Genomic DNA, 12,989 nt, shown 5'->3' on the forward strand with positions numbered 1-12,989 from the left:
CTAAGTAAAAGTCAGCCGCCCGTTTTCGGGCGGCGAATCCACCATTATCTATGACAGGCAGTTAAGCAATCTGATGACAATTCGTGTGAGCAGTCTGGTGACAGCTCATGAAATCATTAACACCATTAGTACCACAAAATTTCTTATTGCAGAATTAGCGGTTGCAGATTATAATTTCCATAGGTGGACAAGCAAACCGACAGAATATTATTCTGTGAATAGCAAACCAACCTGCAAACCACCAGAACTGCACACAATAATGAAAAAATGCAATGGTACTGGAATGGTACTAAAAATATGTGAAACGAAAAATAATGTGTGGAAAAGACACATATTATCAATACAAAACAGTATAGATAACCATATTAAAACAACCAGAATCAAACCAAACTTTGCGAGTTTGAGTAGGAAATGGACTGAGAACAGTCATAAAATAAAGAAAGTGCCAACTGCAAGCTTGCTTGCATGTTGGCACTTTCTGATTTTTGAAATGAACTTTACACGATGACAAGTCGATGGTTTATAAGTACTATTGACACTATCCTCCATTGGATATTACGATGCGGCGGAGCCGCCAGTCTGGTGTGGCGGGAGCCACCTGTCCGGACTAACGGAGCCACCTAAGTTAAGCTGCCTATAGGTTACTGTGCCTGTGCTGGATCAAGACCGTAGACTTCTCTCATGAATCTGTCCTGAGTCTTATCGATGTACTCGATGTTGATCTTGTAGGAGTCATAGCAGATGCGATCCATGAGAGCATCTGCCAGAGTGTTTTCACCATTGCAGATCTGGCTGTACCAGTCTTTCTCCTCGAACTGAGAGCAGAAGATGGCCTCAAGATCGCTTAAGCACTAGGCATTGATCCACATGAGCTTTTTACATACGAAAATTTTGAATGACCCGCCCAAAATGGTGCATCGTTCAACGAATCCGGAGACGAAGAGCGGGGAGAATTCCAAGTAGAATTTAGTTGGGTGCTTTTTATCGGATTGCAGATTGGGCTCCGGGAACAGGAGATTTCCAGGATGTCCTTTGGGGCCTGGTGCGACCTGTTCGACCACTGGAAATCCTACCACAACATGAAAATACGGAAGTTGTTGTTTGAAGAAACAAAGAAAGAGAATTCCATTCTGGACCTGTAAATGGTATAATGGAAGATAGAAGGGAGTCTTTGCTATGAAGAATAAAATCAAACGATATGCAAGGCTTTTGTGGAAGTACAAATGGATTGTGTTATATGTGACATGTTTGATATTTGTCACGGCAGGAAGCAAGGAAAGTGATTTTAGCTTTTTCGAGGGATTATTTTATGACGGAATCCTGGTAGGACTGTTTGTTGGCGGAATGTGGCTGCTTGTGTTATATATCCGTTTTACCATTTCTTATTGCAAGGATGTGATTGATCTTAACAAGTATCTGGATGAAGCAACGTTTGAGAGCCGATACCAAAGGGAAGTGGAACGGAGAAGAAGAAAAGCAGAAAAGCGGATGAGATTAAAGAAAAAAATACAAATGTTACAGAACCGTCTGTGATGAAAGCAGGCGGTTTTTTCTTGAATGACCCGCCAAAAGAGTGTGTGAATTCTAATCCGAAATTCCAAGTTCAGCTTTTGTGAAATGTAGTGATATAATCTATATAACGTTCCTTTTCGCGAAAAACACAGATTATGTTATGAATAGATTGATTCAAAATACCATAAAGGGGGAACAAGAAAATGGCATTAAAGAAGTTGGGAAATTCAATTAGTAATATTGCAGGAGAAATAGGAAAAACAGCAGTAAATGCATCTCAAAAAGTGGCAAGCAATATTTCAAAAATAGATAAAGATAAAATCAATGAGTTAAGAGATAATGTAACAGATAATGCTCATAAATTGGTGGAAAAAGCATCTTCAAAGGTTAAGGAAGGGGTCAATAAATCAACAGAAATCGTAAATAATGTTATGGATGTAAATGGAGATGGTCAAGTTGATATTGAAGACGTGATCATCATGGGATTAAAAATACCGGGAATATGCATCAAACGAGAGGAGTTTCTGCGTGGAGAGTTTATGAAAGATTTTCCACAAGAGACAATAGATGATGCAATAGCATTTAATCCAGCGCATGCGGGAATTACAACAAAAGAAATTGAAAAGTATGCGGATGAAGTTATCAAGTATGAGAGAAATTGTGTTTCAGGTATTTCAGCAGCCTTATCAACACCTGGCGGCTTTGCTATGGCGGCAACAATTCCAGCAGATATTGCACAATATTATGGTTATATGTTAAGAGTAACGCAAAAATTATTGTATTTGTATGGATTTCCGGAAATTGACGTTACAGAAAAAGGAAAAAAATTTGATACTGAGACATTGAATATCTTGACCCTTTGCTTGGGAGTCATGTATGGAGTCGCAAGTGCTAATAATGCATTGAAAGCAATAGCGAAAGCTCTTGGTTCAGGGGTTCAGAAACAACTTATGAAAAAAGCATTAACCAAAGGTACGATATATCCGATAGTAAAGAGCGTAGCTAAATGGTTTGGTGTCAAAATGACAAAAGAGGTTTTTACGGGCTTTTTTAAGCATGCAATACCAGTAGTTGGAGGGGTTATTGGAGGTGGATTGACTTATGTATCCTTCAAACCTTGCTGCGATAAACTGAAAGCATCTTTGCAGGATACGCTTCTGAGCAATCCAGATCATGAGGTGACAGAGGAAGAAAATGCTTTCGATTTTGAAGATGCTGAAATCATAGAGTACGGTGAGGAAAGCGAAGAATAAAAACATGAGCTGTAAAATTTTAAGTTGAATTTTACAGCTCTTTTGCGTATAATAAAGATAGAAATAATAATGGTTAATCAAGGAAGGAGACAGGTTTATATGGCGAACATTTTACCAGTATCTGATTTGAGAAATTATAATGAGGTTTTAAAAAATTGTCGGACAGGAGAACCGGTGTTTTTGACAAAAAATGGAAGAGGACGCTTTGTAGTACTTGATATAGAGGATTATGAGCGTGATCGTGCAGAGAAGAAACTATTAATGAAACTGCAGGAGGCAGAGGATGCGGTCAAAGACGGCGAAGGTTGGCTCAGTTTGGATGAATTAAAAGCACTTGTGGGGGAATAACCTATGTTGAAATTGCGAATTAACCCATTAGTTGCATCAGATTTAAAAGAAATACGTGATTATATTGCCGAGGATAATGTAGAATATGCGGCAAAGACGATAAAGGAAATCTATGGTAAATTTGAAAATATTCAACTGTTTCCTGGGATGGGTACAGATCTCTCCAAAAGAGTTAGTTTCCGAACAGATTACAAGTATGCGGTTTGGGAAAATTATGTGATTATATATAAAGTTGGAGAAGAGTATGTGGAGATTTACCGGGTGGTGAATCGGTATCGTGATATTACGAAAATTTTTGATTTAGGAGAATAACAATGAAATTAATATCGTGTCAAGTTGCGTTATTTGCGATGGAAAAAATTAAACGACCGGATTTGCTTTTGAATGAGATAAATGCAAAGTTATCTAATCTTTTTGATGCTGAATCTGACAGAAGATATTCCTGACGAAATCCCAATTGTACAATCAAAATCGAATAATGGGAAATATATATTAAATATTACACGAAATAGGGTTGCTTTATTGTGAATATAGAAGAGTCATAAGACATTTCCCAGATGTACGAGTTCCTTTAACAGTATCAAGCTCGACTACAGAAGCATCAGGGTGGTGCTCCATATAGAATTCAAAATCCTTGTAAGTCCGCTTATTTCGATAAAACTGATTAAGGTGTCTACTGTCTGGTTTGCTGTCGGAACGACGCTTTTTGTAGCGTACACGACGGTGTAAGTCGATGTTTCTGGCTGCAAAGACACGCCGATCCAGATAGTTGTAAAGCGTTCTCATGCAAACAGGGATATCATCAGAATGGACAGCAAAGATATGACTAAGCGGCTGACCCTTCTTTATTAGTGGAGAGAGTATTGCATCAAGTTCGGCAAGTTCTTCAGGAGTCATATTTATGCCTTGACGTGAAGTAGTAAGCGTGGCTTCATATTCTGCCTGAGCTTTGGCTGCATGATAATAATGTTTCTCTAAATGGCAATGGTTTCTTTCATCGAAACCGTTACAGACGTAAGGCGGTTTGAATGGAGCATCACACGTGTACTGGTTATCATCAGGGCAATTGTGGTGATGTTGAAACAGGTTGCACGACTTACATTTTCTTTTGCAGGTTATGCTGCCACACATATGTTGAAGCGTACATTCCTTGTAATTCCGACAATTACTGCAACCGTGTGCACTTCCGGAGGCTTTACGTGTTTCCATATGAAGTTTTATTTCTTTAGCAATAGTAGAAGGAGCTTTGCCAAGTGCTTTCCCAATGTCAGTGAAAGAGGACCCTTTTACCAGTTCTTGCTCAATAAATGTTCTGTCAGTAAGAGAGAGATGACGTTGTTTTTTCTTTTTGCTTGCCATAAGTATTCCTTTCTGGCAGACAGATAACCAACATCATCATGAATCAAATAAAGAGTTTGTGCAAGACTTACTTCCAGTCCAAGAGAAAAAATCATGGTTTGACTGGAAATAAGAAATTCATTCTACAATTCTACGTTCAATATTTCAGCCAATAAAAAAGACGGAACGTTTGATCTGGGAGGTTTATTGGACATCCGGGGGTGTAAAATATGAACATATCAAAGGACTGAATGTTCATGTTTTTTATTATTTGTATTGAAATAAGATGGCTGATCATGAAGCGGATGATGTAAAAGGCCATTCGCCGGGCAATTGTGAAAGGAGAATCATGATGAAAAAAGAATATGTATTGAGCATATTAAGTATCATTGCGGTTGTGTTCGCAGTTGGTTTTGGAATGTATCTTGATTACTCGCATCGTCAGGAAGTAGAAAATGCATATGCGGAAGCGGGAAATCTGATCGATCAGGAGTACTATGAAGCAGCAATTGATGCATTGAGCGTTATCGAGCATGAGAACTATGAAGACACACATGAACTCATGGAATATTGCCGAGCGCATATTTCTTACGATTCCGGAAACCTGGAAGCAGCATATGAGAATTTAAAATATGGGATGTACGAAAACCAGCCGGTTGAGAGAAAGCAGAAAATGGCTGCATTTAAAAACCGGGTAGAAACGGAGTATGATGCATATTGCGAAGCGGAGAGGACAAGGGAGCGGGAGGAGGAAGAAAAAGCGTATCAGCAGAAGGTCAGGAGTGGGGTTCCGTTTGTAGGAATGCGGGAAAGCGATATTTCCAATACAATTATCGGAAGCCCATCTCCGAAAACCAGAGGAAATCATGAGTTTATCAATGGAAAACAGTATAAAGCTACCCTGTATGACTTTATGAAAGATGGCCGCGTGATATTTACTGCCCGATGCATTCGGGGAAAGGTAACAGAAGTATGGGATAAACGGGACAATCCACATGAGCCGTATGGATCCATCGGATCGAAATCCAGCAGCAAGCCAGGTAAACTTGATTCGTACGATGATGGTTACGAAGATATATACGAAAATGGTGACTACGACTGGGACAGATATCAAACAGATTTCGATTATGCGGATGGAGTAGACGAAGCGATAGAAGATGATGAATATTAAAAGTAATAAGTAAAGGAGCCTTGAGTGATATGAGATTTGAGACGGATAGATTATTTCTTCGTCCGTGGACAGAAGATGATGCAGAAAGTTTATTTGAATATGCGAAAGATCCTGCTGTTGGACCGATCGCAGGTTGGCCGGTACATAAAAGCGTTGACAACAGCAGAGAAATTATCAGGGGAGTATTATCGGCCGATGAAACATATGCGGTATGTCTTAAAGAAGACAATCGTGCAATCGGAAGTATTGGGCTGATTCCGCCGGCACAGTCACATACAAAGGCGGCCGATGATGAGATTGAAATCGGTTACTGGATTGGAGTTCCGTTTTGGGGGAGGGGATTGATCCCGGAAGCTGTGAGACGGCTGCAGGAGCATGCTTTTTTTGATCTTGGCTGCAGTGCCATGTGGTGTGGATATTATGATGGAAATGAAAAGTCTAAAAAGTGTCAGGAGAAATGTGGATTTACCTATCATCATACGGAGAAAAATAAGCCCTGTGTATTAATGGGTGATGTCAGGACTGAGCATTTTACGAAAATTACCAGGGATGAGTGGATGGCCGGACGGAAAACAAATGAAGTAGTCTTATACATTCATGGTAAAGGCGGCAGCGCAGATGAATCAGAGCATTACAGACAGTTCTTTCCCGGAACGGATGTATATGGATTTGATTATAAATCAGATAATCCCTGGGAGGCGAAACAGGAGTTTGCGGATAAGGCTGCTGAATTATCCGAAAAGTATCATAGGATCATTTTGATAGCCGGAAGTATTGGCGCGTATTTTTCAATGAATGCCGGTATCGGCAGATTTATAGATAAAGCATTTTTTATTTCTCCGATCGTTGATTTTGAAAAGTTGATATCCGATATGATTGACTGGGCCGGGACGAGTGAGTGTGAGCTGGAAAAGAGAAAGATAATACCTGTAGATTCTGGCGAAGATCTGTCGTGGGATTATTTGCAGTATGTAAGGAATCATAAGATCAGCTGGGATGTTCCAACAGAAATCCTGTATGGAAGCAATGACCATTTGCAGTCGATTGATACCATACAGGAGTTTGCCATGAAAGAAGCTGCGAAACTGACGATCATGGAAGGTGGGGAACACTGGTTTCATACAGATGAACAGATGAACTTCTTGGATCAATGGCTGAGGATGAAGATTTCGGAATAAACATTGGCGGATTTTAGTTTTGAGAGCTGAAAATGCTGCGGGACGTTGCCTGTCTCAATTGCATTGACCGGGATTTTCGTGTTATACTGAAACAAAATATCAGGAGAGATACCGAGTATGGAAATCAAATCAGAAGCCAGATTAACTACATTTGAGGCAATCAGTATGATCGTGGGCAACAGTATAGGAACCGGAATTATTGCGGTGCCCTATCTGGCGACGAAGAACAGCATGCTGGATGTGGTATGGATGGTGGCGCTTGCTTATGTTGTTAATGTGGTTCTGCATCTGATAATCGCAGAGCTGTCTTATAATAACGGAGGAGTACAGCTGGTCAAAAGCTTTGAAGGCGAACTGTTCCATGGTGCGGCAAAGAAAATATTCAGCTGGATTGTATTTGTTGTGTATGGATTGGCGATAATGCTTGGTGTAAGCGGGAACATTAATGGTGGGGCCCAGATATTCACAAACTGGTTTGGAATGCCTTTGTGGTCAGCGCAGCTTGTATATTATGTTATTGCAGGAAGCATAGTGTTCATGGGAATGAAGGCAGTTGGAATTGCACAGAAATATGCTGTGGTACTTCTCATGGGCATCGTGGCGGTCATGACAGCCGGAACATTTATGCGTCCGGTAAATGCACTGTATACGGCGACGTTTCACTGGAACAATCTGCTCGCACTTTACAGCATGGTAGTGTTTGCAACTTCAGCGAATCAGGCAGTAATTCAGGTGGTAAAGGGACTTGATGGGAATCCCGGCAAGATAAGAAAGTCAATATTCATCGGCTTCGGTCTCTCCTCTGTGTTTGTATTGATCGTGACAATGACGGTGCTGCTTGGGACAAAGGGGGAAATCAATAAGGAGCTCGCATATATGCAGCTTGGTGAGAGTATCGGAAAATGGGCAGTTATCCTGGCTGGAATTTTCTCGCTGTTTGCATTGCTGACTACTTTCTGGTCAAATACATTGGCTCTGCGTGATGTGGTCCATGAGCAGGTCGGCATTGGAAACCGTTTGAGCTGGCTTGCTGCCACGATTCCATGTATCCTGTTTGCCGTTTTTGGAGTAAACAGCTTTATTATTCTGACACGGATCATGAGTGGTGTTGTGATTTTGGTCAGTATCATGCTTGTGCTTACCTATGGCAAATCAAGACGAAAAGCCGGCGCGAGTCCGATTTGCGGTGTGATAGGAAGTGTGCCTTTTCAGGTACTTATGGTTGCTTCAACGATCGTGTCGGCTGTGGGATCCCTCATTCCGTTAAGCTAGGAGGCTTTTGTGTATAGTTCAGATAAGATAAGACAGATAGATGATGAAACCTTTCAGGTGAGAATACCGGCAGACAGGGATTTTCGAATTTTGCAGCTGACGGACCTGCATTTGGGCTTTGGGCTTATATCGAAGGGCAGGGACAGGCTTGCGCTGGATGCTGTACGGATAATTATAAAAAGATCCAGACCGGATATGATAGTGCTGACCGGGGATTCTGTATTTCCGTTTTTACCAAAGGCAGGGACCTTGAACAACCGCAAACAGGCAAAGAAGCTGATGGCGTTTCTGGATGGTTTTCAAATCCCTTATACGCTGGTTTTTGGCAATCATGATTGTGAAATGGGATCGACCTGCAATAAGGAAGAATTGGCACAACTGTTTAAAAAAGGAAAGTATTGCATATTCACAGAAGGCAGGAGGGCTCTTACAGGTGTGGGAAACTTTCTTATCGAATTAGTTGATAATTCCGGGAAAGTGCTTCTCCCGCTGGTTATGCTTGATTCCAATATGTACAGAGAGGGCGGCTGGTTTTACAGTGGGTTTGACTGTATTAAAGAGGATCAGGTCGATTGGTGTATGGAGCGTCTTAATGCACTGAAACAGCAGGATCCGGATATAAAGGCTATGGCATTTTTTCATATGCCGCTTCGGGAATTTAAAGAGGCATATGAAAAAATGAAGCTCGGTGACAAAAGTGTCCTCTACCGGCATGGCAGTGTTGGCGAGAAGAATGAGTATTTTGGTATTTCAAAGTATGAGGGAACATTTTTTGACAGGGCAGCAGAGAATGGTGTGATAAAGTGGATGTTCTGCGGACATGATCACTTAAATACATTGTCGCTCATATATAAGGGCATTCAGATGACTTATGGAATGTCAATCGATTACCTTGGTTACAAGGGCATAAAGAAAAGCTATATACAGCGAGGCGGAACGCTTATTACGAGGAAAGTGAACGGAAGCGTGGATATCAAAATGGTACCCCTTGGGGCGGTGGTGTCGACAAGGGTCAGAGGAGTGAAAGAAAAAACAGCCGGTTTGTAGTGTGTAAAGTGTTATACTTTGGATTTTAACAAATCAAAATTCCATAAAAGCTGCTTTGTTGCTCAGATCAAGGCATTGGTTTCTGTAATCCGGTTCATCCGGTCATAGGCCTCGTCCGTGTTCAGCAGTATTTACTTCAGACTCTTTCCCTCAGCATAACTGCCATAATCCAACTGACCGATCTCTTTATTATGGTTTGCCTGCTTCTTCAAAAAAATGTACATGGCAGAAATGATTTTTTCCTTAGAAGAAAAATGACTGTACTACGAGGATTCTTGGTATAGTCAGAAACAAAGACTCCTGCTATAATAAAATCAGAGCTGAATGGAATTGGCTTTGTAAATGGAGAAATGGATGTTGCCTGTTTGGGCAGAGGGGGGACGGGGAATATGGTTGTGGCGATTATTCTTGGTGCAATAGGTGCCCTCTTCCTCGTACTCGGTTATTTATTATGGAAAAAAGAAAGAATTTCGCTCCTTCATCAATATCATTATGATAAAGTATCGGAGGAGGACAAGAAGGCTTTTTGTGCAGTTTCGGGAAAAGGTGTGACGGTGATGGGCGCGGGAAGCCTGATCAGCGGCGTGCTGGTGGGGATCACTGGTTCAAAATGGAGTATGATTGCGTTTTTAGTCGGTTTTCTGGTGGGACTTGGAATGCTGATCTATGCAGGAATCCGGTATAATCAGTGAAGAACAGGCCAGATGAAAAGTGAGGGACGATTTTGTCAAATGGATAAGACTCAATTGATTGAAAATGTGATTGAACAGATAAAGGAGATCCAGCTTAAGCTGGGATTCGCAAAAGAGACTACAAGGCTGTATTTTCCGGTGGAGTCTTTGTGTCAGCTGCTGCGGACGGAACCGATGAACGGGGCAAAGCTGCTTTCCATATTGGAGAGTGACAAAAGTTTCGATGAAACGGTGCTGGGCCACATCCGTTTTTTTCTTTGTAAAGGGGAAAGGATGGAGGTGCGGATCCCTGCAGAAGGTGCCGCTTATGTGCATGAGTCTGTGCCGGATCCGCCGTTTCTGGTAAGTATGATCGGGCTGTTTCAGGAACATCATCATTTGACCATAGACGAGATCTGCACATGCTTTGCGGCGTTCAATGAACATTATGTCTGTGAAAAGATGCAGCCGGGAGCTGATTTTGACTACGTACTGTATTTTCCTGATCAAAAGCCGGATCCCTGGCATTACTGTATCCGGATGGAAATGGGACATACCATTTATCATCGGTTTACGGAGGCGGATTACCGAGCAATCATAAGTCCAGGGTCATAACATGGCAGGAAGAGGCAGCGGGGAAGCTATCATAAGCAACAGTGAAGTGGAACTTGCTGAGCAGGGCGGATGCGTCCATGTATCGGAAAAAAACAGGAGTATGGAATAATAGCTTTGAGCGTGGGGGGGGGTAAAAATGAAAAAACGGGAAGCTTTTCGTTCCAGATGGGGATTTATTCTTGCCTGTATCGGATCGGCAGTGGGAATGGGAAATATCTGGATGTTTCCGACCAGAGTCTCTCTTTATGGAGGCGGATCTTTTATTATTCCCTATCTGATTTTTGTTGTGCTGATCGGTTCGACCGGTATTATCGGTGAGATGAGCTTTGGCCGTGCGACCAGATCGGGCCCGGTGGATGCCTTTGGTTCTGCCTGTGGGCGGAGAGGAAAGCGGAAGCTGGGAGAAGGTATTGGCCTTATTCCGGTGCTGGGGTCTTTGGCCATGGCAATCGGCTATACCATTGTGCTTGGCTGGATTCTCAGGTATGCAGTGGGAGCCTTTATGGGGACAACGCTGGCCCCGCAGGACATAGACGGCTTCGCAGCTGCGTTCGGAACCATGGCCTCCGCTTTTGGAAATAATGGCTGGCTGTTGGGAGCCCTTGCCATCGGCATGATTATTCTGATGTTTGGTGTGGGAAAAGGAATTGAGAAGGCCAATAAGATCATGATGCCGATCTTCTTTTTCCTGTTTGTTGTGCTCGGCGTTTATGTGGTTTTCCAGCCGGGGGCGGTGGAGGGTTACCGGTATATTTTTCGGGTGGATGCTAAGGCTCTGGCCGATCCGGTTACCTGGATCTATGCTCTTGGACAGGCGTTTTTCTCTCTGTCCATTGCAGGAAACGGAACTTTGATCTATGGCTCCTATCTGTCAGACGAGGAGGATATTCCAGCTTCGGCAGCGCGGGTGGCTTTATTTGATACGATAGCGGCAATTCTGGCGGCACTGGTGATCATTCCGGCCATGGCAACGACAGGAACCCGGCTGAATCAGGGCGGCCCGGGGCTTATGTTTATCTTCCTTCCCAATCTGTTTCGATCCATGCCGGGCGGCACTGTGGTGGCAATGATCTTTTTTGTGGCGGTACTGGTTGCCGGTATGTCGTCACTGATCAATCTGTATGAGGCACCGATTGCCACTGTACAGGAAAAATTTGGCCTGGGACGCGTTTCAGCCTGTGCAGTTGTGGGCATTTTCAGCGGAGCTGCTGCTGTTTGTATCCAGGGAATTGTTTCCGGATGGATGGACGTGCTTTCCATTTATATCTGCCCCCTCGGCGCCGGACTTGCAGCAATCATGTTCTTCTGGGTGTGCGGAAAGCGATATGTGGAGGAGCAGGTCAATCTGGGAAGGAAAAAGCCGGTGGGAAAGATGTTCTATCCCCTCTGTAAATATGTATTCTGTCCGGTCTGCTTCCTGGTTTTGATCCTGGGTATCGTACTGGGAGGGATCGGCTGATCGATCATGATGAAAGAAAACAATTATTACTATAATCAGATGGACAAAAGACAGCAGAAAGCCTATCAGGCCATGAGGACCGGGCTTTGTTCGCTGGCACCGTCTTTTCCGGTACCATGGCTGGAGACCGGAGAACTGAATGATATATATTTCCGGCTTCGGCTGGACCATCCGGAGATATTCTGGACCTCTGGCTTTCGCTATCGGTATTATCCGGATTCGGAAAATGTGGAGCTGATGCCGGATTATCTTTTTAAGAAAAATAAGATCATGGAGCATCAGAAGGCCATGGAAGCCAGAGTGAGGAAGCTGGCAGGACAGGCAGAAAAGCTGGATGAAAAGGGAAAAGAGCTTTTTATCCATGATTTTATTTGTCAGAATGTCCGCTATGACAAGCTGAAAAAGGCTTATTCCCATGAGATCATCGGCCCTCTTGGTCAGGGAGTAGGAGTGTGCGAGGGGATCGCAAAGGCAGTTAAGATCCTCTGTGATACCCTTGGCATCTGGTGTATGATCGCTTTATCCGGTTCGAATCCGGAGAAGGGCATCAAATACCGCCATGCCTGGAATGTTGTCAGGCTGGGCGGAACCTATTACCATCTCGACGCGACTTTCGACAATACCATCAGCAAAGAGCATGGAATCCGTTACGATTATTATAATCTCAGCGATGGGCAGATTTTTCGGGATCACGAGCCGGTGATCTGGAAGGTGCCGGTCTGTGATGACGGGGCTCACAGCTATTATCGGGAGAAAAAATTAACTTTCACGAAGTATGAGGATGTGAGGAAGCGGAGCGCCCAGGCGGCAAAGAAGGGACGGGAATTCGTTTTTCAGTGGCGGGGCGGTTATCTGACAAAAGAGGTTCTTAAGGAGCTTCTGGCGATCCTGGAGGAAGAGGCGGAAAAACAGGGAAAATATGCACTTTTGTCGCTTAACTGGCCTCAGGCGGTACTGCGGATTTCCTTTGAAGCTTCGGTTCCGGAAAATCAGATCGTGGTGGAGGAACAGAATCCGGAACTGGCAGAAGGGGATATGCCGCAAAACGTGGAAGAAGCGGAATAAGGGCTTTTACGGATGGGATAATCCGATACAATAAAGGCAAATATACAGAAACAACAAAGG

General features: G+C 43.2%; 12 protein-coding genes and 1 pseudogene. 12 read left to right on the forward strand and 1 reads right to left on the reverse strand.

Annotated features, from left to right (window positions below):
- Positions 1-1,176: 1,176 nt before the first annotated feature.
- The 4 genes from QJ036_RS05875 (at position 1,177) to QJ036_RS05890 (ending at position 3,425) form a co-directional block, all read left to right on the forward strand.
- Positions 1,177-1,533 (forward strand): hypothetical protein, encoded by a 357-nt coding sequence (locus tag QJ036_RS05875; RefSeq protein WP_283230520.1) that lies wholly within the window; start codon positions 1,177-1,179, stop codon positions 1,531-1,533.
- Between the two features lie 182 nt (positions 1,534-1,715).
- Entirely contained in the window at positions 1,716-2,765 is a 1,050-nt protein-coding gene (locus tag QJ036_RS05880) for a hypothetical protein (RefSeq protein ID WP_283230521.1), read from the forward strand.
- A gap of 99 nt (positions 2,766-2,864) precedes the next feature.
- Positions 2,865-3,113, forward strand: a complete 249-nt coding sequence (locus QJ036_RS05885; RefSeq protein ID WP_283230522.1) for a type II toxin-antitoxin system prevent-host-death family antitoxin — start codon at positions 2,865-2,867, stop codon at positions 3,111-3,113.
- Between the two features lie 3 nt (positions 3,114-3,116).
- Positions 3,117-3,425 carry a type II toxin-antitoxin system RelE/ParE family toxin gene (locus QJ036_RS05890; RefSeq protein ID WP_283230523.1) on the forward strand — a complete coding sequence of 103 codons (309 nt, stop codon included), beginning with the start codon at positions 3,117-3,119 and terminating at the stop codon, positions 3,423-3,425.
- A gap of 207 nt (positions 3,426-3,632) precedes the next feature.
- Here the strand turns inward: QJ036_RS05890 and QJ036_RS05895 are convergent, their stop codons facing one another.
- On the reverse strand, positions 3,633-4,472 hold the full coding sequence (locus QJ036_RS05895) for a helix-turn-helix domain-containing protein (RefSeq protein ID WP_283230524.1): 840 nt from the start codon (positions 4,470-4,472) through the stop codon (positions 3,633-3,635).
- Positions 4,473-4,800: 328 nt separating this feature from the next.
- Here QJ036_RS05895 and QJ036_RS05900 point away from each other — a divergent pair, with 328 nt between their 5' ends.
- The 8 genes and pseudogenes from QJ036_RS05900 to QJ036_RS05940 all read left to right on the forward strand — a co-directional run bounded on the left by QJ036_RS05900 (position 4,801) and on the right by QJ036_RS05940 (position 12,929).
- Positions 4,801-5,622 carry a hypothetical protein gene (locus QJ036_RS05900; protein WP_283230525.1) on the forward strand — a complete coding sequence of 274 codons (822 nt, stop codon included), beginning with the start codon at positions 4,801-4,803 and terminating at the stop codon, positions 5,620-5,622.
- 29 nt (positions 5,623-5,651) lie between these two features.
- Positions 5,652-6,179, forward strand: a pseudogene (locus QJ036_RS14220) (GNAT family N-acetyltransferase); the annotation flags it as partial.
- Between the two features lie 738 nt (positions 6,180-6,917).
- Positions 6,918-8,072, forward strand: a complete 1,155-nt coding sequence (locus tag QJ036_RS05915) for an amino acid permease (RefSeq protein ID WP_283230526.1) — start codon at positions 6,918-6,920, stop codon at positions 8,070-8,072.
- Between the two features lie 9 nt (positions 8,073-8,081).
- The gene (locus QJ036_RS05920; RefSeq protein WP_283230527.1) at positions 8,082-9,119 is read left to right on the forward strand and encodes a metallophosphoesterase; all 1,038 of its coding nucleotides are present in this window, start codon (positions 8,082-8,084) and stop codon (positions 9,117-9,119) included.
- 389 nt (positions 9,120-9,508) lie between these two features.
- Positions 9,509-9,811 carry a DUF3784 domain-containing protein gene (locus QJ036_RS05925; protein WP_283230528.1) on the forward strand — a complete coding sequence of 101 codons (303 nt, stop codon included), beginning with the start codon at positions 9,509-9,511 and terminating at the stop codon, positions 9,809-9,811.
- A 39-nt stretch (positions 9,812-9,850) separates the two neighbouring features.
- On the forward strand, positions 9,851-10,405 hold the full coding sequence (locus QJ036_RS05930; protein ID WP_283230529.1) for a DUF3877 family protein: 555 nt from the start codon (positions 9,851-9,853) through the stop codon (positions 10,403-10,405).
- Positions 10,406-10,541: 136 nt separating this feature from the next.
- On the forward strand, positions 10,542-11,864 hold the full coding sequence (locus QJ036_RS05935; protein ID WP_283230530.1) for a sodium-dependent transporter: 1,323 nt from the start codon (positions 10,542-10,544) through the stop codon (positions 11,862-11,864).
- Positions 11,865-11,870: 6 nt separating this feature from the next.
- Positions 11,871-12,929, forward strand: coding sequence for a transglutaminase domain-containing protein (locus tag QJ036_RS05940; RefSeq protein WP_283230531.1), 1,059 nt, complete (start codon positions 11,871-11,873; stop codon positions 12,927-12,929).
- The last annotated feature ends 60 nt before the right edge of the window (positions 12,930-12,989 follow it).

Source organism: Fusibacillus kribbianus (assembly GCF_030053595.1).
Taxonomy (GTDB): domain Bacteria; phylum Bacillota; class Clostridia; order Lachnospirales; family Lachnospiraceae; genus Lientehia; species Lientehia kribbiana.

Coding starts and splice junctions, on each gene's coding strand:
- QJ036_RS05875 (WP_283230520.1), top strand. CDS start 1,177: ATGAAGAATAAAATCAAACGATATGCAAGGCTTTTGTGGAAGTACAAA.
- QJ036_RS05880 (WP_283230521.1), top strand. CDS start 1,716: ATGGCATTAAAGAAGTTGGGAAATTCAATTAGTAATATTGCAGGAGAA.
- QJ036_RS05885 (WP_283230522.1), top strand. CDS start 2,865: ATGGCGAACATTTTACCAGTATCTGATTTGAGAAATTATAATGAGGTT.
- QJ036_RS05890 (WP_283230523.1), top strand. CDS start 3,117: ATGTTGAAATTGCGAATTAACCCATTAGTTGCATCAGATTTAAAAGAA.
- QJ036_RS05895 (WP_283230524.1), bottom strand. CDS start 4,472: ATGGCAAGCAAAAAGAAAAAACAACGTCATCTCTCTCTTACTGACAGA.
- QJ036_RS05900 (WP_283230525.1), top strand. CDS start 4,801: ATGATGAAAAAAGAATATGTATTGAGCATATTAAGTATCATTGCGGTT.
- QJ036_RS05915 (WP_283230526.1), top strand. CDS start 6,918: ATGGAAATCAAATCAGAAGCCAGATTAACTACATTTGAGGCAATCAGT.
- QJ036_RS05925 (WP_283230528.1), top strand. CDS start 9,509: ATGGTTGTGGCGATTATTCTTGGTGCAATAGGTGCCCTCTTCCTCGTA.
- QJ036_RS05930 (WP_283230529.1), top strand. CDS start 9,851: ATGGATAAGACTCAATTGATTGAAAATGTGATTGAACAGATAAAGGAG.
- QJ036_RS05935 (WP_283230530.1), top strand. CDS start 10,542: ATGAAAAAACGGGAAGCTTTTCGTTCCAGATGGGGATTTATTCTTGCC.
- QJ036_RS05940 (WP_283230531.1), top strand. CDS start 11,871: ATGATGAAAGAAAACAATTATTACTATAATCAGATGGACAAAAGACAG.